A 26,085-nucleotide genomic window follows, 5' to 3' on the forward strand; every position below is an offset into this window, starting at 1 on the left:
CGCTCAGAACCAGGGATTGTCCGCCCGGTGCCGCGCCTCGAAGGCGCGGATGTCATCGGAAAAGACCAACGTCGAGCTGATCGCATCGCGCCCCGTGAGGAACGCCTCCTTCCGCGCCGACTCGATCGCGAAGAGAATGGTGCCGCCGTCGCTGCGGATGGTCTGCTGCTCGAGGTCGACAGTGAGCCTGTTGCTTGCAGGGCTCGCGACGATGCCGGCGAGGGTGCCGACCGTGGCGGCATCGAGGCTGATCGTCAGCAGGCCGTTATTGGCGCAATTGTCGTTGAAGATGCCGGCGAAGGTGGTGCCGATCAGGGCGCGAATGCCGAGCTGCTGGAGGCCCCATACGGCGTGCTCGCGGCTCGACCCGCAGCCGAAATTCGATCCGACGATCAGGAAGCTGGCGTCACGATAGCCGTCCCTATTCAGCACGAAATCTGGATTGGGCTTTCCCGCGATGAACCGAAGCAGGTTGAAGGCGCCGTCGCCGAGACCGCTGCGGTCGACACCCTTCAGGAACATCTTTGGCATGATCACGTCGGTGTCGATATTGGGCGTCGTCATCGGTGCAGCAGCGCCGGAGACGCGATGGAACGGCGTCATTGCAAATCTCCTCCGATCAGGTCGCGCACATCGGTGATGCGGCCGGTGACGGCGGCGGCCGCGACCATCGCCGGACTCATCAGGTGCGTGCGCGCGCCGGGCCCCTGGCGGCCCTCGAAATTACGGTTGGTCGAGGAGGCCGAGCGCTGCCCCGGCGCGAGAATGTCGTCGTTCATCGCAAGGCACATCGAGCAGCCCGATTGCCGCCACTCCACGCCCGCATCGATCAGGATCTGCGCGATCCCCTCCGCTTCGGCTTGCGCGCGGACTTGTGTCGATCCGGGAACGACGATCGCGCGGACGCCGGTTGCGACGTGACGGCCCCTGAAGATGCGCGCCGCATCGCGCAGATCCTCGATGCGCGAATTGGTGCATGAGCCGATGAAGGCGAAATCGATCGGCACCGACTGGATCGGCGTTCCCGCCGTCAGGCCCATATAGGCGAGCGCACGTGTGTCCGCCGTCTTGCGCTCCGCCGTGACATTGCTGTCGGGATCCGGCACGCGATCGGTCACGGCGATCGCCTGGTCCGGGCTGGTGCCCCATGTCACCAGCGGTGCGACAGCGCCGGCATCTATCGTCATCTCCCGGTCGAAGCGGGCGTCGGAATCGGAGCGAAGCTGCAACCAGGTCTTTGCGGCGCGGTCCCACATCTCGCCCTTCGGCGCACGTGGCCGCCCCTTGAGATAATCGAGCACCTTCTGGTCGGGCGCGATGACGACGCCGCGTGCGCCGGCTTCGACGATCATGATCGACATCACGATGCGTCCCTCGACGCTCATCTCTGTCACGGCAGGGCCGGCGAATTCCACCGCATAGCCGGTGGCTCCATCGGCGCCGATGCGGCGGATGATCTCCATGACGATGTCCTTCGGCGTCACCCCGAGCGGTGGATGCCCGGTCACATGGATGCGCATCGTCTTCAGTCGGCGGTAGCACACCGTCGACGTCGCCAGATAATGCTCGATGTCGGAGGTGCCGACGCCGTAGCCGAGCGCGCCGAAGGCGCCGTACGCGGTGGTGTGGCTGTCTCCGGCGGCGATGACCATGCCCGGCATGACCAACCCTTGCTCGGGGGCGACGACATGCTCGATGCCCTGGCGCGGATCGAGGATGTCGAAATATTCGATGCCGAAGTCGCGGGCGTTGTCGGCGAAATAATCGACCTGACGCGCGGCGTCGGCATCCGGCATCTGTCGTGTGCGGCGAGCCGCGGTCGGATTGACGTGATCGACCACCATCAGCGCTGCGGACGGATTCCAGACCTTGCGTCCGGCGGCGCGCAGGCCGGCAAAGGCCTGCGGGCTGGTATATTCGTTGAGCACGGTACGATCGACATAGAGCAGCACCAGCCCGTCATCGTCGAGGCGCCGAACCATATGCGTATCGATCAGCTTGTCGTAGAGCGTGCGCCCGGACATTCGGCCTCTCCAGAGAAATCTGACTTTCTTCGAGGGTGCAGGACGGCCTTCTGGAAATCCAATGTCACCTCGTGATATGATTATGCGGTATTTGCATAAGCAAGGCGGTGCCATGGAGATCAACTGGCTGCACGATTTCATCGCGGTGGCATCGGCCCGCAGCTTTTCGCGCGCGGCCGAGCAGCGGAATTCGTCGCAGCCGGCTCTGAGCCGCAGGATCAAGGCGCTGGAAGTGTGGGCCGGGGCGGCGCTGTTCGAGCGCACGACCCACGCGGTCAGCCTCACGCCCGCCGGTGATGCATTCCGCCTGACCGCCGAGGACATCGTCCGCCGCCTGTCCGCCGGCCGCCTGGAGGCACAGGAGCTCGCGCGCGGCGCTTCCGACGTGTTGAAATTCGCATCGACCAATGCGCTGTCGCTGACGTTCTTTCCGGACTGGCTGCGCGGAATCGAAACGATGCTGTCATTCGTGCCGAACGTCCAGCTGGTCGCCAACCACATGGAGGCGTGCGAGCGCATGCTGCTTGCGGGCGAGGTGCACTTTTTGCTTTGCCACCATCATCCCGCCGTCGTCACAGCGCTGACGACCTCGCAATTCCGCTCGGCTCATGTCGGCGACGACTGCCTGATCCCGGCATCCGTGCCGGCATCGCGATCAGGCAGGGCCGCGCGCTTCAGGCTTCCTGGAACGGAAGACGCACCGGTGCAGGTCCTGAGCTACCGTCAGGAGTCCGGAATGGGAAAAATCCTCGACGCGGTACGTTCGACCTCGCCGCTTGGCGCGCATCTGAAACCGGCGTTCACGTCGCATCTTGCAAAGCTTCTCGTCACCATGGTCCAGGCCGGCCGCGGCATGGCCTGGCTTCCCGAGAGCCTCATCGTTGATCAGCTTGCATCGGGCGCGCTGGTGAAGGCCGGCGGACAGGAGTGGGAGATACCGATCGAGATCCGCGTGTTCCGCCCGCGATCGCGACTGACGCCGGCGGCCGAAGCGTTCTGGACGCACGTTCAGGAGCATCCGCCCACGAGCAGCCGGCGCAAGGCGCCTCGCGTGCGTCGGAGCCGGGGCTAAAGCCCTATTCCTCCGGCTCCGTCGTGAACAGCAGCGGATAGCCTTTGGTGCGGGCGGCGTCGGTGGCGCGGGTGGCCTTGGTTTCAGCGACGTCCCTGGTGAACACGGCGACCACACAGGCGCCCAACTTGTGCGCGGTGATCATGACCTTGTAGGCCTGATCCTCGGTCATGCGGAATTCGGCCTTCAGGATCATGGTTACGAATTCACGCGGGGTGTAGTCGTCGTTGATCAGGATGACCTTGTGCAGCTTTGGCCGCTCGACCTTGGTCCTGGTCCTGGTTTTCGGCGTGGTGACAGTGTCGTTCATTCCGCCTCCCGGAAACGGCGGGCTTGGGTTCCTGCCGGCGATCAGCTCGCGGCCTTCTTACCATATTGCAGGACCTGCACCTTCTCCAAGGTGATCAGCCCGCTCGACATCATGCCATCCAGGATGGGCAGGAATGCGTTGATGTTGTCCTCGCTGTCGACGATCTCGATCAGCAACGGCAGATCCTCCGACAGCCGCAGGATCTTCGAGGTGTGTAGCCGGCTCGACTTGCCGAAGCCCATGGGGCCGCGCAGCACTGTGGCACCGGCAAGGTGCAGCTCGCGCGCCTTTAGCACGATTGCTTCATAGAGCGGCTTGCCCTCGCAATAGTCGCTCTCGCCGATGAAAATGCGGAGTGAAACAGCCTGATTGGGGATCTGCATGGTCAACTCCTTTTCAAGCGGTTGTAGCGGCTCGCCATCATATGGCCGAGCCAGACCGACACCAGCCAGCAGACGATGGACGCGGCGACATAGGCGAGCGCGGTCAATTTCATGCCGTCATGGAACAGGCGGAAGGTTTCCAGGCTGAAGGCCGAGAACGTGGTGTAGCCGCCGCAGAACCCGGTCATGACGAGCTGCCGGTGCTCGGGCCGCGCCAGCACGCGGCCGTCAGGACCGGTCAACGTCGCATAAAAGCCGATGATCATGGATCCCGTGGCGTTGATGAACAGCGTCGCAAACGGAAAACCCGGGCCGGTCTCGAGCACGAGCGAGACGAAATAGCGCGCCAGCCCGCCAAGGATGCTCCCGAAGGAAACCCAGGCATAAAGCATCGCGCTGGGCCAGCGGTCGGTGAAAGAGGGCAATTTCATCCGCCTCTAGCCCCCAAAGCCGTCGGCGAGGAAGAAGCCGCAACTGACGGCGAGGAGGCACAGTCCAACCGAGAACACGACATTGCCGAGTGCGTGCGCCGGCTCACCGTTACGGGCGAGTGTCAGCGTTTGCAGGCTGAACGAAGACACCGTGGTGTAGCAGCCGAGGAACCCCGTCACGGCAAACAGCCACGGATTGGGTGCGGCGAACACCGAGCCGGGATGGGTCGCGAGCGCGCCGAAGATGCCGATCAGGAAGGCGCCAGTGACGTTGATCGTCATGGTGCCCCAGGGAAAGGTCTCCCCCATTCGCCGCGCGATCACGCCGGAAACGAAATAGCGGGCGCAGCCGCCCAGCACGCAGCCGACCATGATTGCGATCACTCCGCTCAGCACGATGAACCGTCTCCCGTCATTCCTTGCTCTCCGTTCTCAAGTCGTTGCCGACGGCAAGCAGTCCCGCGAGCGCGGCCAGCGCGAAGCCAAGCCCTGCTAGGAAGGTGCTGACCGGACCATAGGCGTCCCACAGCGCGCCGGCGATCACGCTCGCGGCCAGCAAGGCAAGCCCAGTGAACAGGTTGAAATAGCCGAAGGCGGTGCCGCGCAGCGCTGATGGTGCAGTATCGGCGACGAGGGCCGAGAGCAAGCCTTGCGTCAGTCCCATGTGCAGACCCCAGAGCACGATGCCAAGTGCGAGGCCGGGGAGGCTCGGCAGCAGTGCGAGTGCGAGGTCGGCGCCGGCGAGAAAAACGAGGCCGAGCGCGAGCAGGGCAGTCCGGTTGATCCGATCCGACAGCACACCGGCCGGATAGGCCGAGAGCGCGTAGGTGATGTTCATGAGCACCAGCACCGCCGGCACCCACATCGCATTGAGGCCGATGTTCTGCGCACGCAGGATCAGGAAGGCCTCGCTGAAGCGGGCGAGCGTGAAGACGACGCCGACCGCGACGACGCGCCAGTATACGGGCCCCAGCTGCCGCATGGCGGCGGTGTTGAGAGGGTTCTTGGCAGGCTTTCGACTTGCGTCCGGCTCCGGCTCATTGAGCGCGAATGCGATCAGGCCAAAGGACAAAAACGCCGGTACGACGGCCACCCAGAACACCGCGGCAAAATGATCCGCCGTCCACCACATCAGGCCGATCGCGGCGAGTGGTCCTACGAAGGCGCCGACCGTATCGAGCGATTGTCGCAGGCCGAAGCTCGCGCCGCGCAGGCCCGCCGGCGAGATATCGGCGATCAGCGCATCGCGGGGGGCGCCGCGGATGCCCTTGCCGACGCGGTCGATGAAGCGCGCCGCGACCAGCCAGCCGACGCTGGGGGCGAGCGGGAACAGTGGCTTGGTCAGGGCGGCCAGGCCATAGCCGAGGGCGGCGAGCAGCTTGCGCCGGCCGAGCCAGTCCGACAACGCGCCGGAGAAGATTTTCGTGATCGAAGCGGTTGCCTCCGCGATACCCTCGATGAAGCCGACGGTGAGCGTGGAGGCGCCGAGCACGGCGACGAGATAGACCGGCAGCAGCGCGTGGATCATCTCGGAGGAGATGTCCATCAGCATCGAGACGAAGCCGAGCACCCAGATTCCCCTGGGCAGCCTGGTGCGCGCAGCATTCGGTGTGGTCGTCGTCACGTCCTGACCTTCGTATTCAGACAACAAAAAACCCGCCAGCGGCGGGCTTGTCCATGCTCCCGCCTAAGGCAGAGGCTCATGAATGCCTCACCTCAAGCAGGAGTCATCAGCCCACTACGGTCGTTCGGCCGCCGGGCGGTTGTCGGGGGACTCCATCCCCATCTGCATGGTCAGCCTAGCATGGAAATCACAGGGAACAAGTAGGCGGGCGCTCTGTCCCATGGCGGCGCCAGCGTGGCTATATGGCGGCGGTTTCGCGCAACGCACGAAAATCCCAACGCGCAAATCTCTAACCTGGCAAATATCTAACCTGCAAATCTCTAACCTGAATGTGAAGCACAAGCGATCTTCGCACTTTGCGGCAAGCCGTTTGCATGTCACCATCGCGTCATACGACGGGAGGCTGCGATGCGCTTGCTGTTCTCGATCGGGGCTGTGCTGGTGGCCGGCGTGCTTGCCGGAGGGGATGTCGCGGGCATCGCGGCACCAAGTCCTAAATTTGAACCGCCGAAATTTGAACCGTCAAGACATCAGCGACAGGCGGCCGACGGTGACGCGCAGTCGGTCGATGTCGAGCTGATCCTCGCGGTCGACGTCTCCTACTCCATGGACATGGACGAACTCGCGATTCAGCGCGAGGGTTATGCGCAGGCGATCCAGTCCAAGGAGTTTTTGCAGGCGCTGAAGGTCGGCCCCAACGGCAGGATCGCGGTGACCTATTTCGAATGGGCCGCGTCCTCCGATCAGAAGATCATCATCCCGTGGCGTCTCATCGACGGACCGGAGACGGCGGACGCGGTCGCAACCGAGATCATGAAGACGCCAATCCGGCGCGCCTCACGCACCTCGATCTCCGGCGCGATCGGATTTGCGATGCCGCTGTTCGATGAGGATCCCTATCGCGGAATTCGCCGCGTCATCGACATCTCCGGCGACGGCCCCAACAACAATGGCAGCCCGGTCACCTTGGCGCGGGATGCTGCGCTCGAGAAAGGCATCATCATCAACGGCCTGCCGATCATGGTGAAGGAGCCATCCTATTCGACCATGGATATCGACAACCTCGATTACTATTACGAGGATTGCGTCATCGGCGGTCCCGGCTCCTTTGTGATCTCGATCAAGGATCGCGAAAAGTTCAAGGAAGCGATCCGCACCAAGCTGCTGATGGAAGTTGCCGGCCGCACACCCGAGCATCCGGTCGTACACGTTGCGGAGAAGGACAAGGAGCCGCGCGTGAACTGCCTGATCGGCGAGAAAATCTGGTCGGACCGCTGGGGCCGCTAAAGTTCCACCCCGGTGAGGCCAATTGTCTCGCCGCGCGCGATGGTTGGATTAACCGTTCATTAACTGCGGCGTGGCCTATTCGATGTGTTTCTGAATGTTTCTGACGCTGCTTCCGAGCAGATTCATGGCCATCGTCACGCAAAGCACCAGCCAGATTTCGCCCGCCAATGAGCGGATGTATCACCTGAGCGCTCTGCTCGGTGAATGGAAGGGCAATTGGGCAGGCAATAACCAGCCCGTCGGCTTCAAGGTCGTGAACATCCGCGGCAGCCGTGCACAGGTCGAGTACACCCATAACGGGCACACCGAGCGTGGTTTTGCCCAGATCACCGGCTCGCTCATCACCTTCGGTGACGGTCGGCACCAAGGACGGCAAGAACCTCGTGCTGTTGTTCTCGGCGGGAGGCGCCGGCAAGCAGACCGCGACGCTGGCGAAACAAGCGCCGCCGGCCTCCGACAGCCGTCTGATGGGAAGCTGGGGCGGCTATTCCAGCGACAACGGCAAGAGCGCGAGCTTTCGCGTGCTGTCCGTCAACGGCAACGAAGCGCAGGTCAACGTCACCACCGACGGCATCACCCGCCAGGGCACCGGCATCGTCTACAAGAACGTCATCATGTTCGGGCAATCCCAGATCGCGATGGATGACGGGAAGAATGGCAAGATCATCTACCAGGTCGGCATGAAGTCCTTCATGGTGCCGGTGACCAAATATCCGCCGGCGGATTCATCGTCCTCGGTCGACATGACGGCGTAGCCGCTTACGGCTGCTTCCTGTTGGGCTGCATTGTCTCCGCATCGTCTTTGCGAGCGCAGCGAAGCAATCCAGAATCTCTCCTCAGTGACAGTCTGGATTGCGGCGCCCGGTGAAGATCAGATCCGTGCCTCCAGGATCAGGTTGAAGGGTGTTTCGGCGGCGCGACGGAAGCGCGACAGGCCGCCTTCGCTGGCGACCTTGCGCAGCCTTGCCTCGCCGGCTTGCGCGCCGAGCGCGAGGCCCACCTCCTGATCGAGCGAGGCCGGCGTGCAGATCATGGTCGACGCCGCATAGTAGACGCGCCCGACCGGGTTGAGGTTGTCCTCGAGGCGGTCGCCCGCGAACGGCTCGACCAGCATGCAGGTGCCGTCCTTCGCCATGGTTTGACGCACATGGCTGATGGCGCCGACGGGATCGCCCATGTCGTGCAGGCAATCGAAGAAGCAGACGAGATCGTAGCCCTCGGCCGGATAGGTCTTGGCCGAGTGAACCGCGAAGCTGACGCGCTCGCCGAGCTTGGCCTCGGCTGCCGCCTTGCGCGCCGCCTCGATCGAGCCCTCGTGATAGTCGAAGCCATAGAAGCGCGAGTTCGGGAAGGCTTCCGCCATCAGCCGCGTCGAGACGCCGTGCCCGCAACCGACATCGGCGACCTTGGCGCCACGCTTCAGTTTGTCTACGACACCGTCGAGCGCGGGCAACCACTCTTGCACCAGATGATGCATGTAGCCGGTGCGGAAGAAGCGGGCGGTGCCGCAGAACAGGCACTCGCTGCGCCGGTTCCAGCCGACGCCCTTACCGGACTTGAATGCATCCGTAATCTTCGGCTCGTCGAGAAACGCCGCGGCGATGACATTGCCGACTGCGCCGAGAAACACCGGGCTGTCCTCGTCGGCAAGCGCCATTGCTTGTTCCGGCAGCATCGAGAACTTGCGGGAAACGGAGTCGTATTCCACGTAACCGGAAGCCGCCTGGCTCGCCAGCCACTCGCGGACGTAGCGTTCGTTCGTTCCGGTGGCGCTTGCCAGCTCAGCGGAATTCATAGGTCCCTTGGCGGCAAGGACGCGGTAGAGACCGAGCTTGTCGCCCAGCAGGACCAGCGACGCGTTGATCGCGGCCCCAACCTCGGTGATCATCTTTCCCATAAAGGCATTCAACCTGTCGGAATTGACCTCCATGACAGCCTCCATACCAACGTTGGGCATTTTCAAGGGTCTGCGCAATTGCGCGCTGCAAGACTGCGCAGGCTTTCGCGGTCAAAGCCGCGGCCTGAGCATGTGCGTCCTCTATGTGGGTCAATCCGGCGAGGGCGAGGTTCAACGTGTCGGCAAGACGTAATCCCGGAACTTGATGACGCGCCAGCCGGCGCTGCTCCGCTGGCATTCGCGATGTTCGGAGGGTATAATCGAAGCACTTTTGACGGTAGCCGGAATGTCCAGCCTCGCACGCTCTTGTGGTTTTGCAGCTTTGCTCGCCGTGCTTTGCCTCGGCGGGGCGCCCATTCATGCGCAGGTCGCACCCCTGCAGTATTGGATTCCGGGCGGCGCTTTCGGTCTTGGCAGCAGCGCCGACAGCTACGGCAACTTTCCAAGCTTCAATGCCGGCGATGCCCGCGACGGTTACGGCTTTCGCCCCGGTTTCTTTGTCGGAAGCCAGAGCGGCAATCTCGGTCTGAGCGGTTTCAGCCAGGCAGGTCTGGCCGGCAATCTCAGCGCGCTGTCCTACGACAGCACGCAGTTCGGCTACAACATGAAGAGCGCGGGCGGCATGCCCGTGACGTTCTTTGCCGGTTTCGACACACTGAAATATGGCAACGGCATTGGCAGTTCGGTTGCGCCGCTGACCTCCGGCGCTGCACCCGGCTATGGCGCATTTGGCGGTGTCGAATTCAGGCCGACATCTAACCTCAGCCTGTCGTTCGGAGCCGGGTTCACCCAGCGGGACTCGGGCCGTATGGACAGCGACATCAGGTCGAACATGCTGCCGGGCGAGTCGCCGGCGTTGGGCGCGCTTCGGCGCTAACGCGTAAACTTTGCCACCAGCTCCACATGTGGCGTGTGGCGGAATTGGTCGACGGGCACTACCGCGTCGATCTTGTAGCCGCCGTCGATCAAGAGCCGCGCGTCGCGGCCAAAGGTTGCGACGTTGCAGGATACCGCAATCACGACAGGCACCTTGCTCGCGGCAAGCTTGAGCGCCTGCGCCTGTGCGCCCTGGCGCGGCGGATCGAACACCACGGCATCGAAATCGCGCAGCTCCGGCGGCACCAGCGGACGGCGGAACAGGTCGCGTGGCTCGGCCTTGATCGGCTTGAGCCCCGGCGTGCGCGCGGCCTTCGCGAGCGCGGCAATCGCGCCGGCGTCGTTGTCGTAAGCCGCGACACGCGCCTTCTCGGCGAGCCTCAGAGCGAACGGGCCGACGCCGCAGAAGAGGTCGAGAACCTCCTTTGCCTTGCCAACGCGCTCGGCAACGAGTGCAGCGAGGGTCTCTTCCCCCGCCACCGTCGCCTGCAGGAACGAGCCCGGCGGCAGCGTCACCTCGGCGCGGCCCATCTGCAATGTCGGCGGCACGCGTTGCAGCACCAGCTCGCCATGCCGCGTCAGCCGCGCCAGGCGATGCTGCTCGGCGACGCGCGACAGCGCCGTGACCAGCGGCGTCGGCAGCGGGCCGGAGCCGCGCACGTCGACATCGAGGCCGCTGGCGGTCGCGGTGACCTGGATATCGAGCGGCTTCGTCACTGGCATTTTTGACGTCAGCGGTTCCGCGAGCGCCCAGGCGGCATCGAGCGCGCCATCGAGCGCGGGATCGAGGATCGGGCAGCGATGGATCGGGATCACGTCGTGCGAGCTTGCCGCCGAGAACCCGACCTTCAGCACGTCATGCGTGCCGAACCTTCCGTGCAGCGTCACGCGCCGGCGGCCAACGCCATGGGCATCGACCAGCGGCGCCACCTCGCAATCGATGCCGGCCTGCGCCAGCGTCTCGATCACGATGTTGCGCTTCCAGGCATGATAGGGCTCGGCCGCCCAATGCTGGATCGCGCAGCCGCCGCAGATGCCGAAATGCGGGCAGAACGGCTCAACACGCTCGGGACTTGCGACGTCGACCGCGAGCAGCTTGCGGCGGTCAGGATGGCCCGCGACATGGTCTGCCTCGACACTCTCGCCGCCAAGCGTGTAGGGCACGTAGACCGCATCGCCGGTCGTCAGCGAGACGCCATCGCCGCGATGGCCGACATGATCGATCGTGACGCGTTCAACCACGGTGCGCGCCCAGGAAGAATTCGATGTTGCCGTCCCCGCCCGCAATCGGGGAGGGAAACACCTCGATGTCGGTGCAGCCGAGCGACGCGGCAAAGGCCGCGATGTCGTCGCAGATCTCCTGATGCACCGCGGCGTGGCGGATGATGCCTTTCTTGTTGTGCTTCCGATCCGCCTCGAACTGCGGCTTGATCAGGGCGAGCAGGCTCATCGGCGCAGCCGCGAGCGACAGCGCCACGGGCAGCACCGCCTTGAGCGAAATAAAGCTGACGTCGATGACGACGACATCGGGCCGCGCCGGTAGTCGCTTGCCTTCATAGCTGCGGATATCGGTCTCCTCTATCGACACGATCTTGGGATGATCGCGCAGCGAAGCATGCAGCTGGCTGGTGCCGACGTCGATGGCGAACACCAGGCTCGCGCCGTTGGCCAGTAGCACCTCGGTAAAGCCGCCGGTGGAGGCGCCGACGTCGAGGCAGACATGGTCCTCGATGTCGATTGGGTAGCGCTCCAGTGCGCCCGCGAGCTTGACGCCGCCGCGCGAGACGTAAGGGTGCGCAGGCTCGGCCTGGATCACCGCGTCCTCGGCGATCGTCTCCGAGGGCTTTGCGACCTGCTTGTCGTTAGCCCTGACGAGGCCGGCCTCGATCGCCGCGCGCGCCCGCGCCCGGCTCTCGAACAGGCCGCGCTCGACCAGCAGAACATCCGCGCGCTTGCGGGCAGGGGACATCGGTTCTCCAAAGACGACTGAAGCGCTTATCTAGCGATCAATCGCGCGGCTGCCATCCGGACGCAAGTCTCGAACGTGGCGAGATCGTGCCAAACGTCGACGGGCTGCTTGGCCGGCGTCACCAGCGGGCAGCCGTGCAGCTCCAGCGCATGGATCATCATGAGATTGTCGACGAGGCCAAAATCCTCGACCGTCAGCCCCTGTGCGTCGACCAGCCGCCCGTCCTCGGAGGCGACGTGCATGAAGCGGCCGACACGGTCGGCGTAGGTGGTGCCATCGTTGGAATAGGCCATGCAAAACTTGCGGCGGCCGGCCATGTAGCCGAGCTCGTAGACAGTGCCCGGATCGGCGCCGGCGCCGCGGAACGGCGTCAGATTGGCAATGATGGCGTCGGCATCGTCCATCATGGCCTCGTTGCCGGCAAAGATCTGCCGCGAAGCGTCAGGCGTGGCGAGGTCGATGGCGTTGTCGAGCGGATACAGGCCGGTGAGGCCATGGGCAGCGCAGATCGCGGCCTTCTGCCGGCCGATCTCGACCGCATCCGGCAGGAACACGTCGGGACCTGCCAGATAGATTTTCATGAACGTCGCACTGCTTCGCGTCAGGCCGAAGCTCGCCCTCAGGCGAGCTTGACCGTCTCGGTCTTGACGTCCTTGCCGAGCGCCTCGAACACCTTGGCGACGATGCCCTTGGCGTCGAGACCGGCGCGGGCGTACATCGCGTTCGGCGTGTCGTGGTCCAGGAACACGTCGGGCAGGACCATCGTGCGGAACTTGACCATCCCGGTGTCGAGCACGCCCTGGTCGGTCAGGAACTGCGCGACATGCGAGCCGAAGCCGCCGACCGAGCCTTCCTCGACCGTGATCAGGACGTCGTGGTCACGGGCGAGCTTGAGCACCAGCTCGGTGTCGAGCGGCTTCATGAAGCGCGCATCCGCGATCGAGGTCGAGAGGCCATGGGCGGCGAGTTCGTCGGCTGCCTTCTCGCACTCGGCCAGACGCGTGCCGAAGGAGAGCAGGGCGATCTTGCTGCCCTGGCGGATCATGCGGCCCTTGCTGATCTCGAGGGGAACGCCAACCTCGGGCATCTCGATGCCGCGGCCTTCACCGCGCGGATAGCGCAGCGCGCTCGGGCGGTCGTTGATCGCAACCTGAGTGGCGACCATGTGCACCAGCTCGGCTTCATCTGCCGCCGCCATGATCACCATGTTCGGCAGACAGCCTAGATAGGCATTGTCGAACGAGCCGGCATGCGTTGCGCCGTCGGCGCCGACGAGGCCCGCACGGTCGATGGCGAAGCGGACCGGCAGGTTCTGGATCGCGACGTCATGCACGATCTGATCATAGCCGCGCTGCAGGAAGGTCGAGTAGATCGCGCAGAACGGCTTGTAGCCTTCGGTCGCGAGACCGGCGGCAAACGTCACCGCGTGCTGCTCGGCGATGCCGACGTCGAAGGTGCGGTCGGGGAAGGCCTTGTTGAAGATGTCGACGCCGGTGCCGGACGGCATCGCCGCGGTGATGGCGACGATCTTGTCGTCCTTCTCGGCTTCCTTGACGAGGCTCTGGCCGAACACGTTCTGGTAGGCCGGCGCGTTCGGCTTGGCTTTCGCCTGGGTGCCAGTCGCGACGTCGAACTTGACGACGGCGTGGTACTTGTCGGCGGAAGCTTCCGCCGGGCCGTAGCCCTTGCCCTTTTGCGTCACGACGTGGACCAGGATCGGGCCGGTCTCCATGTCGCGCACGTTCTTCAGTACGGGCAGCAGGTGATCGAGGTTATGACCGTCGATCGGGCCGACGTAATAGAAGCCGAGCTCCTCGAAAAGCGTGCCGCCATCCATCATGAAGCCACGGGAATATTCCTCGACGCGGTTGGCACGGTTGGCGAGGATCTTCGGCAGGCGCTTGTTGATCTGCTTGGCCGCCTCGCGCAGCGTGCGATAGGTCTTGCCGGAGTAGAGGCGCGACAGATAGGCGCTCATGGCTCCGACCGGCGGCGCAATCGACATGTCGTTGTCGTTGAGGATGACGATCAGGCGCGAGTTCATGGCGCCTGCGTTGTTCATGGCCTCGTAGGCCATGCCCGCCGACATCGCGCCGTCACCGATCACTGCGATGACGTTGTTCTTGCCGCCGGCGAGGTCGCGTGCGACGGCCATGCCGAGGCCGGCGGAAATCGAGGTCGAGGAATGCGCGGCGCCGAACGGATCGTAATCGCTCTCGCTGCGCTTGGTGAAGCCGGAGAGGCCGCCGCCGGTGCGCAGCGTGCGGATGCGGTCGCGGCGTCCGGTGAGGATCTTGTGCGGATAGGCCTGATGGCCGACGTCCCAGATCAGCCGATCGCGCGGCGTGTCGAAGACGTAGTGGATCGCGGTGGTGAGCTCGACCACGCCGAGGCCCGCGCCGAAGTGACCGCCGGTCACCGAGACGGCGTCGATGGTCTCCTGACGCAGCTCGTCGGCAACCTGGCGAACCTGTTCCACCTTGAGCTTGCGAAGGTCGTCCGGCGTCCGGATGGTGTCGAGAAGCGGCGTTTTACTATATGCGTTCACGGCGATTTCCAATTTGTCAGCGCCGGAAGATCGTTCCGGTGCGCGATGGGTTTGCACAATGTCGGCGCAGCGCGAGTCCTTAAACCGTCGGAGCCACCTGCATGGGGCAAAAGCCCCGTCTTCAAGCTTAGGTGAGCTTAAGTGCGCTCCGGTTCAGTCTCTGTGATCCTTGTCACGTAGATCGGCTTCGTCCGTCCCAGCCAATTTCATTAGCGATTTGAAGCGCTTGTCGTCGGAAATCGGTCCCCACGTCAAAGCTAACAAAAAGCCACACTCTGCGCAGCTTTACACCAAAGCTTGGGCCAAAGCCAACCCGGCCCGACCGATTACGGGCATGCCCGTGCAACCCGTGGGCCAGGGTGGTTAATCCTGGCGCCGGCGGACGGTTCCAGCCTTGCCCAGTTCCTTGGCAGGATTTTGGGCAAGCGCGAGGCTTTTTCGGATGGATTCGAGAGGCCGGAGGTTCCCTCGCGGGGCAGTTCCCCAATCTTCATGGGCCCAGCCATTTAGCCCTTGAAGGGAAGGGCAGCGTGCGATCATGAAAAATTGCAGGCGGCCATTGCCCAAAACGGGCGGCTTTTGTGCGGCGGCGTTTACTGCACGTCGAGCGGTGCAGTGCCGTTGGCTTGGCCGCTGGCATCGATGGTGATCTTGTCGACGCGCGCCTCCGCTTGGCGCAACAGCTCCTCGCAGCGGCGCTTCAGGGCTTCGCCGCGCTCGTAGATCGTGACGGATTCCTCGAGCGGCACCTTGCCGTCCTCAAGCCGCTTCACGATCGTTTCGAGTTCCTCGATCGCGCGCTCGAAGGTGAGCCGGGAGACGTCGACTTGGGTATTTTCGGCCATATCCGTTTCCGATTGCCCGATTCGCTTCTCGTATAAAACAGCAGAGTTTTGCGGGCTTAATGTGGCGGGTCTGTCTAGGCGCCCATCAGGGCGCCGACATGCGCCGTAACAGATTCTTTCAGTCCTTGCAGGTCGTAGCCGCCTTCGAGCACAGAAACAACGCGCCCGCCAGCGGACTTGTCGGCAAGGTCCATCAGCTTGCGCGTGACCCAGCTGTAGTCCTCAGCACGCAAATTCAGCGAGGCCAGCGGATCGCGGTAGTGCGCGTCGAAGCCCGCGGAGATGATGAGCAATTCGGGGCTGAATTTTTCGAGTTGCGGCAGGATCAAATTCTCGAACGCACTGCGGAATTCGGGCCCGCCGTCTTCCGAAGCGAGCGGTGCGTTGACGATGGTGTCGTGATCGCCGCGTTCGCCCTTGGCGCCGGTGCCCGGAAACAGCGGCATTTGATGCGTCGAGCAGTACATTACGGTCGGGTCCGACCAGAAGATGTCCTGGGTGCCGTTGCCGTGATGCACGTCGAAATCGACGATGGCCGCGCGCTTGATGCCATATTTGCGCTGCGCATGGCGCGCGGCGATCGCGGCATTGTCGAAGAAGCAGAAGCCCATCGGCTTGCCGATCTCGGCGTGATGGCCGGGCGGGCGCACCGCGACGAAGGCGTTGCGGTGCTCGCCGTTCATCACCGCTTGGGTCGCAGCCACGGCGCCGCCGACGCCGCGCATCACCGCTTCCCACGTGCCGGGGGACATCGAGGTATCGCCGTCGATATAGACCTGGCCGCTGGCCGGCGCGATGTGACGCAGCTCGGTGACGTAATCTTCGTTGTGGCACAGCGTGACGAGGTCGAGATCGCCCTCCGGCGCCAGGTCGCGGGCCAGGAACTGGAAGCGCTCAACCGACAGCGCCTCCTCCACCGCGCGCAGGCGGTCGGGTCTTTCAGGGTGTCCCGGCGGCGTGACGTGGTCGAGGCAGGCCTTGTGGGAAAGGAGAAGCGTGCTCATCAGGTCGGCCTCACTGGGAACGAACTCTCGACGTCGCTTGGCCCATCCAACGACAAAACGCAATGCAAAACCCAATCTATGCGTTCCATCGCGAATGGCAAAGGGCGTCCCGTTCCGCCCAGGTTTGATCCGGATCAATTCACCCGCAGGATGCGGGTCGACGGCAGCGGGCCGATCGGACCATGTGCTTTAAAGAAGGCAAACAGCGCATCGGCGTCATAGCCGCCATATTGCGGCGAAGCGCCCTGTCTCGCGACCGTAAAACCATCGCCACCGACGGCGAGGTAATCGTTGACGGTCACACGGTAGCCGGTACCCGGCTCGATCGGCTTGCCATTGAGTGTCATCTTGTCGGCTATCACGCGCTCGCCGAGCGGCTTTGATGCGTCCCAGCTGTAGCTGAACCCGATCGACACCTGGAGAATCCGAGGCCGCTTCGGATCGAGCCATTGCTGCTCCAGCATGTCCTTGAGCTGGCTGCCTGACAGCGTCATGGTGACAAGGCGGTTGCGGAACGGCTGGCTCGCGAACAGTTCGCCATAGGACACCGCGCCGTTCTCTTTCGGGATGATGTCGGTGCGGATGCCGCCGGGATTGGTGAACGCGATGACAGCACTGCCATCCTTGGCGTCCCTGGTTGCGGCAAGCTGCGCATCGGCGATGACGTCGCCGAGTGCGCTTTCGCCAGCCTCGTTCGGCACGCGCGACAGCGTCTGCGTCACCGATCCGGCCGGCCGGTTGGCAATCGGCGCCGAGAGGTTGTCATAGGCGTCGATCAGAGCGGTCTGCTCGGGATCCTTGGCGAGCGAAGCGTTGGCGACGACGACGTTCTCGGCCGTGGCGCTGACGATGTCGCGTGTTGCGGGATCGAGCTTGAGGTCGATCGCGGTGACGAGCGTGCCGTATTTGTCGCCGCTCGTCACCAGCCGGCCGTCGATTTGGCAAACATAGGCACGATGGGTGTGGCCGCTGACCACGACGTCGACGGCGCGGTCGAACTTCTTGACGATGTCGACGATCGGCCCCGCAATCGCCGGGCATTCGTTGTAATCGCCGCTTGGCTCGCCGCCCTGGTGGATCAGCACCACGATCGCCTCGACGCCCCGCGCCTTCAATTGCGGCACCAGCGCGTTCACGGTCTCGGCCTCGTCGCGGAATTCGAGCCCGGCAATGCCTGACGGAGAGACGATGCCGGCGGTGTCCTTCAAGGTCAGCCCGATGAAGGCGACCGGGACGCCCTCGAACTCCCTGATCTCGTAAGGCGGCAACACGCTCTTGCCGGTCGCAGTCTCGATGGTGGAGGCCGCAAGATAATGAAATTTTGCGCCGGTGAAAGGATGCGGTCCCTGGCATCCGTCCTCCGGATGGCAGCCGCCGTTCTGCATCCTGAGCAACTCGGTCTTGCCTTCGTCGAATTCGTGATTGCCGACAGAGGTGATCGCAAGCCCCATCATCGAGAGCGACTCGACCGACGGCTCGTCGTGAAACATCGCCGACAGGAACGGGCTCGCCCCGATCAGGTCGCCGGCGGCGACGAAGATGGTGTTCTTGTGCGCCTCGCGCAATTGCTTGACCAGCGTTGCCATGTACTCGGCGCCGCCGGCGGCGACCATCACTTTCTTGCTCTTGTCTTCGGGATCATTGATGCGGATGCCGCCCGGCGGCGGACGGAGATTGCCGTGGAAATCGTTGATCGCGAGAATGCGCAGCTCGACGGGCGCCGCGGTCTGGGCCGCGGCGGGCAGGGCGGCGAGCGCGAGGGCGAAGCTGGTCAGGCGGAGAAGATGTCGCATGGAACAAGATTAGTCATTCCGCGCGAAGATTTCACGAAAGTTCTCTTGCCTACCTCTTCTTCCTGTTCGCAAACGCATTGAACGCGGCCGTGGCCTCGTCCGATTTCAACCGTTCGCCGAATAAATGGGCTTCCTGGTCGATGCGGCGGGTGAGCTCTTCCGGGGCTGGGCGCAGCAATTTGCGCGAGATTGCGACCGCCTCCGCCGGCAGCCGGCAGATCTCGCGCGCCACCTTGCGGGCCTCGACCTCGGTATGTCCCGGCGACACCACGGTGTTGACGAAGCCGGCGGCATGGGCCTCCGCGGCGGTGAAGCTGCGTCCCATCACCAGCATGCCGAAGGCGCGCTGGTAACCCATGGTGCTCGGCATCAGCAGGCTGGCGGCGCCGACCGGCACGAGCCCGAGATTGATGTAAGGCGCCGAGAAGGTCGCGGCGTTGGAGGCGAGCACGTAGTCGCAATGAAACAGCATCACGGTGCCCATGCCGATCGAGGCGCCGTCCACGGCTGCGATGATCGGCTTGACGTTGAGGGCCAGCGAATACAGGAATTTGGCGCCGTCCGACAGCGTCTCGGGCCGCGACGCGTCGGCCTTGATGAAATCGTCGATGTCGTCGCCGGCCGTGAACACGCCGGAGCCGCCCGTGATGATCATGCAGCGGATGTCGGGATTGTTCTGCGCGGTGTCGATCGCGCGGCTCATTTCGCGATACATGTCCTGGGTGATCGCGTTCTTCTTGCCCGGGCGGCGCAGGGTGATCACGCGCGTTCCACGCTCTTCGGTGACGACGATATTGCCGTTCGGCATGACGACTCCCTGCGGCCGCCGCGGCGCCTGCCATCGGCGACTCTTGCGAGGCGCAGCCTACATGATCGGGCAGGCGTGCCAATCCTGCGGCTCAACCATTTCGGTGGTGATACCCGCGAGCGGTCGCATGACACCCGTCCGATGATGGCGCTCGTCCGGGAACCGTGGCGCGAAAAGCTGGATCACATGTGCTGCGGAGTTTTGCGCATTGCAACAATCGGCTACAATGTTTCGATTGAAAAACCGGTGGTTGTGCGTCACGATCAGCCGTCTCGTTCCATGAGGTCGATACTTGATCGATGATTGCCGCAACGGGCGTTGACGAATCCTCGCTTCACTACCGCGGCTGGCGCGTGGTGCTGGCTTGCTTCCTGATGGCCTTCTTCATGTTCGGCTTTGGTCTTTACGGCCAGGGTGTCTATCTCGCCGAGCTCCAGCACGCCCATGGCTGGCCCGGTACGCTGGTGTCCGCGGCCAGCACCTTCTCGTTCCTGCTGACCTCCGTCCTCGTCATCTTCACCGATGATCTGCTCGCCCGCATCGGGTTGCGGGCGCTGATCCTGTGCGGGCTGACGGCGCTTGGCGCATCGACGGCGCTGCTGGGACTGATGCAGGCGCCCTGGCAGCTCTATCTTGCCTATGCGCTGATGTCGGTCGGCTGGACCGGCATGGGCTCGGTGGTGATCGCGACGGTGCTGAACGCGTGGTTCGCGCGGCGCCGCGGACTCGCGCTCAGCCTCGCCTTCAACGGCGCCACCTTCGGCGGCATCATCCTCGTTCCGGTTTTGCTGGCGCTGAGCAGCAGTATCGGTTTCCGTTCAGCCATGCTGGCGGCCACCATCGTGATGGTGGTGCTGGTGCTGCCGGTGGTCATCGTCTTCACCGGTTGGCCGGTCGACGCGTCGCCGAATGCAGCAGGTGTCTCTGGGGGCAAGGCCGCGCGTCATTCGCGGAAGGAGCTGCTCGCCAACGCGTCATTCTGGACCATGGTGCTGCCGATCGCGATCGCGCTGTTGGCGCAGATGGGATTCATCATCCACCAGGTGACGTTTCTCGAGCCGCTGATCGGCCGCGCCAGTGCAGGCCTCGCGGTCACCATCATGGCGGCGATGGCGGTGGTCGGCCGGCTGTCGCTCGGCCTGTTCGTCGACCGGCTCGATCCGCGGCTTGCCTGCGCGGCGTCGATGACGAGCCAGGCGGCGGCGCTGCTCGTTCTCCTGCAAAGCCAGAGCCCGACCGTGCTGCTCATGTGCTGCGCCGTCTATGGCTTCTCGATCGGCAACATGATCACGTTCCCCCCCTTGATCATCCAGCGCGAGATCGGCAGCACGGCTTTCGCGGCCGCGATGGGGTTGGGGACGTCGATCAGCGGCGTCGTCAGCGCCTTCGGCCCGGGCATCGTCGGCCTCGTGCGCAGCGCGAGTGGTGACTACACCATGGCGTTCGCGATGTGCGTTGTGCTCGATGTCGTCGCGGCCGGCATCGTGCTGTGGCGGCCGGGAAAAAGAGCCGAGGTCGCAGCTTCGTAGGACGGATAAGCGTGGCACGCGCGTCCTACACATTCGGTGTCATCGTCCGACTTGATCGGGCGACCCAGTACTCCGAGACGTCCGTCGTTGATCGAGAAGCAGCGGCGTACTGGATTCCCCGCTTTCGCGGGGAATGACAGCAAGGAGGAGGGAGGCTTCTTTACCCCAGCAGCACCGCATCCGCCGCCGCGACCGACTCCGCGCTTTCCGTCACGGTGCGCTCGAGCGCGGGCGCCTGCACGGTGATGTTCTCGGCGAAGAAGCGCGCGAGCGAGACGTAGCGCGCGGCCTCGGTGTTGCCGCCGGCCTTGGCGGCGAGCGCTTCGGAGGCCAGCATGCAGCCGCCGAGCGTCGAGCCAAACTGCTGCAGATACGGCGTCGCGCCGGCGAGCGCCTCGTTCGGCGCGGATGTGACGCGCTCCAGCAGCCACTTGCTCGTTCGCGTCAGCGCCTCCAGCGCCTCGCGCAACTTCACGCCCGTGGTGCCGAAAGCGGGATCGTTCGAGGCTTCGACCTGCTTGACGGTGGCCGCGAGATCGTCGAGCAGCGCCCACACCGATGCCCCGCCGTTCGCCGCAAGCTTGCGCGTGACGAGGTCGATCGCTTGGATGCCGTTGGTGCCTTCATAGATCGCGGTGATGCGGGCATCGCGATAATGCTGCGCGGCGCCGGTCTCCTCGATGAAGCCCATGCCGCCATGCACCTGCACGCCAAGATAGGCGACCTCGTTGCCGATATCGGTGGAATAGCCTTTTGCCATCGGTGTCAGCAGCGCGGCGCGAGCGGCCGCATCGGCGCGTACCTTCGGATCCCTGGCACGCGTCGAGACGTCGATCGCGACTGCTGTGGCATAGCAGATGGTGCGCGCGGCCGCCGTCTGCGCCCGCATCCGCATCAGCATGCGCTTGACATCGGGGTGCACGAAGATCGAATCCGACCCGTCGCCCTTCTTGCCGACAGCGCGGCCCTGCTTGCGCTCCTGCGCATAGGCCAGTGCCTGCTGATAGGCGCGATCCGCGACGCCGACACCCTCCAGGCCGACGCCGAGGCGGGCCTGGTTCATCATTGTGAACATGCAGCGCATGCCCTGGTTCTCTTCGCCGATCAGGAAACCAATCGCGCCGCCATGATCACCCATGGTCATGGTGCAGGTCGGCGAGGCATGCATGCCGAGCTTGTGCTCGACGCCGCTCGCAAAGATATCATTGCGCGCACCGAGCGAGCCGTCAGCATTGACCATGAACTTGGGAACAAGAAAGAGCGAAATCCCCTTGGTGCCGGCGGGTGCGTCCGGCAGGCGCGCCAGCACGAAATGCACGATGTTGTCGGTCATGTCGTGCTCGCCATAGGTGATGAAGATCTTCGTCCCCTTGATGCGATAGGTGCCATCGGCCTGCTTCTCGGCGCGGGTGCGCAGCGCGCCGACGTCGGAGCCGGCCTGCGCCTCGGTGAGCTGCATCGTGCCGGTCCATTCGCCGGTGACGAGCTTCTCGAGATAGATCGTCTTGAGCTCGTCGCTGCCATGCGCATCGAGCGCCTCGATCGCGGAGGCCGTGAGCAGCGGGCAGAGGCCGAAGGCAACGTTCGACGCGCTCCAGATCTCGGTGCAGGCGGCGTTGATCGCGGTCGGCAGGCCCTGACCGCCGAAACCTTCCGGTCCGGACACTGCGTTCCAGCCGCCGGCGGTCCAGCGCTTGTAGGCATCCGGCCAGCCCGGCGCGGTGGTGACCTTGCCGTCGCTAAGCTTGATGCCGTGCTCGTCGCCGACGCGGTTGAGCGGCGCCAGCACATCGGTTGCGAACTTGCCGGCCTCTTCCAGCACCGCGGCGACGATATCGGTGTCGAAATCGCCGTAATGGCCGGCCTCGATGGCGGCCTTCAGGCCGGCGCCATGGTTGAGCGACAGCAGCATGTCAGAGATCGGCGCGCGGTAGGTCATGGCTCACTCCCGAGGACAGGTTTGGCGCCGTATTCCCATGAAACGCCTGTCGTCTCAATGGGCGGGAGGGCCGGGGCGGGGCAGGGATCGAGCTTATAATAGAGCGTGGGCGGGTCGACCCCGGCCCGTGGTATTTTGCCCCTCCAAGCGGTTGAAATGCCGCGCCGCTCCCTATAGACCGGCTGCGACCAGAGGGAATCTGCGGTAGTCGGTTCTTCCGCCGTTCCCTTCGTCGCCTGATGGGGCGTAGCCAAGCGGTAAGGCAGCGGATTTTGATTCCGCCATTCGGAGGTTCGATCCCTCCCGCCCCAGCCAGCACTTAAAGCTGCTAAGTTCGTTATGTAACAGCTCTATTCCCGCCGAATTTTTGGGCGAGTCTGGAAATGGAGCTTCTGATGCTCGTTCCAGAATCGAACTAAACGGTGTGGTGCATTACAGCGACCATACTGGCCTATCTGTGTGGCTTTCATCCGCAACATATACCGCAGGGAGGCCACGCCGACAGATCTGTGATGCGCTCATCGTAGAATAGCTCATTACGGCGCACAAATCGGACAACCTGTCGTGTCCACGATGATGGTGTAGCTCGGTGAAGCAAGGTCGCCAGCACACATTCAGTGCCAAGTGCCGTATCGAGTCAAAAAGCAGCTCAGACAAGCGAGTGATCGCGTGTCCGTGCGTTCGTTTGGTGGCCGCCGCGTTAAGCAGAGTAGTTCAAACAAAAGATTTCTTCACAAGTTCATGATGGTTGAGAAAATCCGAAGGTTTCTGTCACGCAGGTTGGGCGCGGGATCCATCAAGGATGCTGCTTGATCGACCTTGTTGCATCAATGAATGAACTGGCGGCCTCGAGGACTGCTGAGTCTTATGGAGCTGTTGCAGGCGCTGGGAGGTTAGTAGTTGCTCAGACCGACGATGCATAGCCTTCGTCAGCGAAGACGGTGTTCCATCCATCCGGCACGGCCAGAATGGGGGCGGCCGATGATCCGATGTCGGTCGTCTCGGAGGATCTGACGGTGCGTGGAGTCGAAGGCCTCCGGATCGCCGACGCGTCGATCGTGCCGCGTCTCGTTTCCGGCAACACCAACGCTCCGACGATGATGATAAAAGAACTAAGATGAGCGTTTTGCGACCCGCGACAGCATCGCAACGAATGCCGTGACCTTGGGCGCGCGAAAGCGGGCGGCGGGATAGACGACATGAATACCGCCTGATGGCAGGGCCCAGGACGGCAGGACATGGACAAGCCGTCCGGCTTTCAGATGCTCCGAAACAAGGAAGTCGGGCAGCACGGACAGGCCTCCGCCGGCAAGTGCCGCCGCAAGCACTGCTGGCGTCGTGTTGATCGCGATCGCTTGTCGCATGCGAACTGTGCAGACTTCGATATCGTTTCTCGTGAAGCGCCAGACCAGCGGCTCACTGAGCGCCCCATTGGCGATGAACGGCAAAGCCGCAAGGTCATCGGGCTTGTCCACGCGAACCGCCACGGCGATCTCCGGCGGGGCTACCAATAACTGGCGGAACGTCCCGAGCCGTCGGGCTTGAAGACTTGAGTCATTCAGCCAGCCGACGCGAATCGACAGATCGATCTGGTTGGCGATGAGGTCCGTCCTGGTATCCGAGAGAACCAGATCGACGCCGCATGCCGGGTACTTCCGCGCAAATTCGGCCGCGACCGGCGCAATGGTCGATGCACCGTAGTCGTTCGGCGCTGCGATCCGCAGTACCCCCATGGGCTCGGCGTTCGTCTGGGCAAGCTCGTCTATGGCATACTCGGCCTCGCGCAGGATCATGACGCAGCGGGCGTGCAGCAGGCGTCCGGCCTCGGTCGGCCCCACTCTTCTGGTCGTCCGCAGCAGGAGCGCCGTCTTCAGTTCGGCCTCGAGCCGCGCGACCTGCTGGCTGACGACCGTCTTGGTGATGCCGAGCCGCTCGGCCGCGCGGGTAAAGGAGCCCGCGTCAACCACTGCCGCGAAATAGGCCAGGCGATTGAGGTTGATCGTTTCCATTGGACCCAGTGATTGTAAGCCAGCAGCTAACAATATGTATCATTATATAGCGTTTATCAATCAATTGGCGTCGGCTAATTCTGCGGCACATGGAATCGCATCGGCTTGAAATCATGCGGATCACCTATCTCTTCGACCCTCTGTGCGGCTGGTGCTACGGCGCTGGACCGGTTTTGGACCGGCTTGCTCGGTTGGCCGATACGAGGCTGGAGCTCGCACCGACCGGCATGTTCGCAGGTGAGGCCGCCCGACCAATGGACCAGCATTTTGCGGCCTATGCCTGGCAGAACGATCAGCGCATTGCGCGACTCACGGGCCAAGCTTTCACTGAGCCTTATCGCAACCAGATCCTCAGCAATATCGGCGGCATGTTCGACTCGGCCCCCGCAACCCTTGGCCTGGTCGCAGTCGGCCTCGCGGAGCCCGCTCGCGAATTGGAGGCGCTAAAACTCTTGCAGCGCGCTCGCTATGTCGACGGCCGGGACAATTCCAGTCTTCAGGTCGTCGCCGACGTGCTCGACGAAGCGCAATTCACCGATGCGGCTGGCCGCGTTCGGGCGCCAGACGATGCCCTCCTCGCGGCTTACCGGGGACGGGTCGAAGCTGCCCGTTCCGAGATGGCGCGATTTGCCGTCGATGGCGTGCCGGCGCTGGTGGCTGGTGAAAGTGCCGGGCGCCGGTTGCTGAGCAGCAGCTTGTTGTTCGGGCGCTTCGATCTGCTGGCTGCCCAGTTGCGCGCGGCTTGAAGGCTCAAGACCGACTTATCCCACTGACGAAGTTTGATGGAGAGACCGATGTTCTCAAGGAGACAGATCGTGAAAACGATCCTTGCTGCCAGCGCCGCCGCCGTATTTGCTCCCGCTGATGTCGGGTACGCCACTGAGTCCAAGCTGAGCTGGAAGCATTTTCCCGCCGGCCCCAACGGGTTTTTTCGTGCTCCGGTGCTGCTCGAAGGTCCCACCGAGGCGGTCCTGATCGACGGCGGATTCTCTTATCCCGACGGACGTGCGCTGGCCGAGGCGATCAAGGCGACGGGCAAGAAGCTGACGACCATCTACATCAGCCAATCTGATCCCGACTACTATTTCAGCCTGAAGCCCGTGCGCGAAGCCTTTCCGAATGCCAAGGTGCTGGCGGCATCCGCGACGCTTGCGGCCATCAAGGGAAATGTGGAGAAAAAGCTCGCCGTCTGGGGCCCGCAGTTGAAGGAGAACGGTCCGCAGACCCTGGCAGACATCGTGCTGCCGGAAGCTTTCGATGGAACCTCTTTCGCGGTTGACGGCGAGACGATCGAAATCGTCAATGCCGACGGCCTTGCCAACCGCCGCTATCTCTTCGTTCCCTCCCTGAACGCCGTGTTCGGCGGTGTGATGATCTTCTCCGGTGTTCACGTTTGGACCGCCGATACGCCGACCAAGGAGCAGCGCGCGGCCTGGGTCGCGAACCTCGACCAGATCGCCGCCCGCAAGCCGTCTATCGTCGTGGCGGGTCACATGGCGCCGAGCGTTGCCGTCGATCTCTCCGCCGTCGAGCACACCAAAAAATATCTGCTCGCGTTCGATGAAGAGTTCGCCAAGGCAGCTGACGGTGCCGCGCTCAAGGCGGCTATGGAAGCCCGCTTCCCGAATCTCGGAATGGGCGTGGCACTCGATATCGGCTCCAAGGTCGCCAAGGGCGAGATGAAGTGGGGCTAAGAAAGGGAGGGCGGATCGGGCTGATCCGCCTCTCAGCCACAGG

24 protein-coding genes, 1 tRNA gene, 2 pseudogenes and 1 riboswitch are annotated in these 26,085 nt (G+C 63.7%); of the genes and pseudogenes, 9 read left to right on the top strand and 18 right to left on the bottom strand.

Annotated elements, in window-relative coordinates; translation table 11 throughout:
- Window positions 1-3 precede the first annotated feature (3 nt).
- Together leuD and leuC are read right to left on the bottom strand one after the other, a co-directional pair.
- Complete coding sequence (gene leuD / locus ABID59_RS33920; RefSeq protein WP_148752583.1) at window positions 4-603, bottom strand: 3-isopropylmalate dehydratase small subunit; 600 nt, start codon at window positions 601-603, stop codon at window positions 4-6.
- Window positions 600-2,024: a 3-isopropylmalate dehydratase large subunit gene (leuC, locus tag ABID59_RS33925; protein ID WP_354086249.1), complete on the bottom strand. Its 1,425-nt coding sequence runs from the start codon at window positions 2,022-2,024 to the stop codon at window positions 600-602. The genes leuD and leuC overlap by 4 nt, the downstream gene beginning before the upstream one ends.
- Before the next feature lie 82 nt (window positions 2,025-2,106).
- On the opposite strand from leuC, the gene ABID59_RS33930 reads away from it, so the two are divergent.
- Window positions 2,107-3,096, top strand: coding sequence for a LysR family transcriptional regulator (locus ABID59_RS33930; RefSeq protein ID WP_354086250.1), 990 nt, complete (start codon window positions 2,107-2,109; stop codon window positions 3,094-3,096).
- A gap of 4 nt (window positions 3,097-3,100) precedes the next feature.
- Here ABID59_RS33930 and clpS read toward each other — a convergent pair whose 3' ends face one another.
- Genes clpS through ABID59_RS33955 form a run of 5 tightly spaced genes read right to left on the bottom strand, consistent with a single transcriptional unit; the run spans window position 3,101 to window position 5,844 of the window.
- Window positions 3,101-3,406 carry an ATP-dependent Clp protease adapter ClpS gene (gene clpS, locus ABID59_RS33935; protein ID WP_354086251.1) on the bottom strand — a complete coding sequence of 102 codons (306 nt, stop codon included), beginning with the start codon at window positions 3,404-3,406 and terminating at the stop codon, window positions 3,101-3,103.
- 41 nt (window positions 3,407-3,447) lie between these two features.
- On the bottom strand, window positions 3,448-3,789 hold the full coding sequence (locus ABID59_RS33940; RefSeq protein WP_148752580.1) for a DUF190 domain-containing protein: 342 nt from the start codon (window positions 3,787-3,789) through the stop codon (window positions 3,448-3,450).
- A gap of 2 nt (window positions 3,790-3,791) precedes the next feature.
- A complete protein-coding gene (gene crcB / locus ABID59_RS33945; protein WP_354086252.1) occupies window positions 3,792-4,220 on the bottom strand; it encodes a fluoride efflux transporter CrcB in 429 nt (142 codons plus the stop codon).
- A gap of 6 nt (window positions 4,221-4,226) precedes the next feature.
- Complete coding sequence (crcB, locus tag ABID59_RS33950) at window positions 4,227-4,616, bottom strand: fluoride efflux transporter CrcB (protein WP_148752578.1); 390 nt, start codon at window positions 4,614-4,616, stop codon at window positions 4,227-4,229.
- 16 nt (window positions 4,617-4,632) lie between these two features.
- A complete protein-coding gene (locus tag ABID59_RS33955; protein ID WP_354086253.1) occupies window positions 4,633-5,844 on the bottom strand; it encodes an MFS transporter in 1,212 nt (403 codons plus the stop codon).
- 90 nt (window positions 5,845-5,934) lie between these two features.
- Window positions 5,935-6,013: riboswitch (Fluoride riboswitch) on the bottom strand.
- A gap of 239 nt (window positions 6,014-6,252) precedes the next feature.
- Here ABID59_RS33955 and ABID59_RS33960 point away from each other — a divergent pair.
- Together ABID59_RS33960 and ABID59_RS33965 are read left to right on the top strand one after the other, a co-directional pair.
- A complete protein-coding gene (locus tag ABID59_RS33960) occupies window positions 6,253-7,131 on the top strand; it encodes a DUF1194 domain-containing protein (protein ID WP_148752576.1) in 879 nt (292 codons plus the stop codon).
- A gap of 124 nt (window positions 7,132-7,255) precedes the next feature.
- Window positions 7,256-7,886, top strand: a pseudogene (locus ABID59_RS33965) (hypothetical protein).
- A 116-nt stretch (window positions 7,887-8,002) separates the two neighbouring features.
- Here the strand turns inward: ABID59_RS33965 and ABID59_RS33970 are convergent.
- The gene (locus ABID59_RS33970) at window positions 8,003-9,061 is read right to left on the bottom strand and encodes a class I SAM-dependent methyltransferase (RefSeq protein ID WP_354086254.1); all 1,059 of its coding nucleotides are present in this window, start codon (window positions 9,059-9,061) and stop codon (window positions 8,003-8,005) included.
- A 253-nt stretch (window positions 9,062-9,314) separates the two neighbouring features.
- On the opposite strand from ABID59_RS33970, the gene ABID59_RS33975 reads away from it, so the two are divergent.
- Complete coding sequence (locus ABID59_RS33975) at window positions 9,315-9,905, top strand: hypothetical protein (RefSeq protein ID WP_354036020.1); 591 nt, start codon at window positions 9,315-9,317, stop codon at window positions 9,903-9,905.
- On the opposite strand, the gene ABID59_RS33980 is transcribed toward ABID59_RS33975, so the two are convergent.
- From ABID59_RS33980 to ABID59_RS34015, 8 genes are all read right to left on the bottom strand, one after another.
- Window positions 9,902-11,146: a class I SAM-dependent RNA methyltransferase gene (locus ABID59_RS33980; protein ID WP_354035998.1), complete on the bottom strand. Its 1,245-nt coding sequence runs from the start codon at window positions 11,144-11,146 to the stop codon at window positions 9,902-9,904. The genes ABID59_RS33975 and ABID59_RS33980 overlap by 4 nt on opposite strands.
- Complete coding sequence (locus ABID59_RS33985) at window positions 11,139-11,873, bottom strand: TlyA family RNA methyltransferase (RefSeq protein ID WP_354086255.1); 735 nt, start codon at window positions 11,871-11,873, stop codon at window positions 11,139-11,141. The genes ABID59_RS33980 and ABID59_RS33985 overlap by 8 nt, the downstream gene beginning before the upstream one ends.
- Window positions 11,874-11,899: 26 nt before the next feature.
- A complete protein-coding gene (locus ABID59_RS33990; protein ID WP_148752570.1) occupies window positions 11,900-12,454 on the bottom strand; it encodes a nucleoside 2-deoxyribosyltransferase in 555 nt (184 codons plus the stop codon).
- A gap of 38 nt (window positions 12,455-12,492) precedes the next feature.
- On the bottom strand, window positions 12,493-14,421 hold the full coding sequence (dxs, locus tag ABID59_RS33995) for a 1-deoxy-D-xylulose-5-phosphate synthase (RefSeq protein ID WP_354086256.1): 1,929 nt from the start codon (window positions 14,419-14,421) through the stop codon (window positions 12,493-12,495).
- Between the two features lie 593 nt (window positions 14,422-15,014).
- Window positions 15,015-15,266, bottom strand: coding sequence for an exodeoxyribonuclease VII small subunit (locus ABID59_RS34000; protein WP_148752568.1), 252 nt, complete (start codon window positions 15,264-15,266; stop codon window positions 15,015-15,017).
- 74 nt (window positions 15,267-15,340) lie between these two features.
- Window positions 15,341-16,270 (bottom strand): histone deacetylase family protein, encoded by a 930-nt coding sequence (locus tag ABID59_RS34005; protein ID WP_148752567.1) that lies wholly within the window; start codon window positions 16,268-16,270, stop codon window positions 15,341-15,343.
- A gap of 134 nt (window positions 16,271-16,404) precedes the next feature.
- Window positions 16,405-18,063 (bottom strand): bifunctional metallophosphatase/5'-nucleotidase, encoded by a 1,659-nt coding sequence (locus ABID59_RS34010; protein ID WP_354086257.1) that lies wholly within the window; start codon window positions 18,061-18,063, stop codon window positions 16,405-16,407.
- A 49-nt stretch (window positions 18,064-18,112) separates the two neighbouring features.
- Entirely contained in the window at window positions 18,113-18,871 is a 759-nt protein-coding gene (locus ABID59_RS34015; protein ID WP_148752565.1) for an enoyl-CoA hydratase-related protein, read from the bottom strand.
- A gap of 299 nt (window positions 18,872-19,170) precedes the next feature.
- On the opposite strand from ABID59_RS34015, the gene ABID59_RS34020 reads away from it, so the two are divergent.
- Window positions 19,171-20,400 carry an MFS transporter gene (locus tag ABID59_RS34020; RefSeq protein WP_354086258.1) on the top strand — a complete coding sequence of 410 codons (1,230 nt, stop codon included), beginning with the start codon at window positions 19,171-19,173 and terminating at the stop codon, window positions 20,398-20,400.
- Window positions 20,401-20,560: 160 nt separating this feature from the next.
- Here the strand turns inward: ABID59_RS34020 and ABID59_RS34025 are convergent, their stop codons facing one another.
- The gene (locus tag ABID59_RS34025; protein ID WP_354086259.1) at window positions 20,561-22,339 is read right to left on the bottom strand and encodes an acyl-CoA dehydrogenase family protein; all 1,779 of its coding nucleotides are present in this window, start codon (window positions 22,337-22,339) and stop codon (window positions 20,561-20,563) included.
- A gap of 240 nt (window positions 22,340-22,579) precedes the next feature.
- Between ABID59_RS34025 and ABID59_RS34030 the strand changes: the two genes are divergently transcribed.
- Together ABID59_RS34030 and ABID59_RS34035 are read left to right on the top strand one after the other, a co-directional pair.
- Window positions 22,580-22,654, top strand: a tRNA-Gln gene (locus ABID59_RS34030).
- Window positions 22,655-23,268: 614 nt separating this feature from the next.
- Window positions 23,269-23,460 (top strand): annotated as a pseudogene (locus ABID59_RS34035) (GMC oxidoreductase); the annotation flags it as partial.
- Here the strand turns inward: ABID59_RS34035 and ABID59_RS34040 are convergent.
- Window positions 23,452-24,348, bottom strand: a complete 897-nt coding sequence (locus tag ABID59_RS34040; RefSeq protein WP_354086260.1) for a LysR family transcriptional regulator — start codon at window positions 24,346-24,348, stop codon at window positions 23,452-23,454. The pseudogene ABID59_RS34035 and the gene ABID59_RS34040 overlap by 9 nt on opposite strands.
- A gap of 113 nt (window positions 24,349-24,461) precedes the next feature.
- Here ABID59_RS34040 and ABID59_RS34045 point away from each other — a divergent pair, with 113 nt between their 5' ends.
- Entirely contained in the window at window positions 24,462-25,094 is a 633-nt protein-coding gene (locus tag ABID59_RS34045; RefSeq protein WP_354086261.1) for a DsbA family protein, read from the top strand.
- Window positions 25,095-25,142: 48 nt separating this feature from the next.
- Window positions 25,143-26,042 carry an MBL fold metallo-hydrolase gene (locus ABID59_RS34050; RefSeq protein WP_354086262.1) on the top strand — a complete coding sequence of 300 codons (900 nt, stop codon included), beginning with the start codon at window positions 25,143-25,145 and terminating at the stop codon, window positions 26,040-26,042.
- Window positions 26,043-26,085: the final 43 nt, after the last annotated feature.

Origin of the sequence: Bradyrhizobium sp. S3.3.6, from assembly GCF_040546905.1 — a bacterium.
Taxonomy (GTDB): Bacteria; Pseudomonadota; Alphaproteobacteria; order Rhizobiales; family Xanthobacteraceae; genus Bradyrhizobium; species Bradyrhizobium cytisi.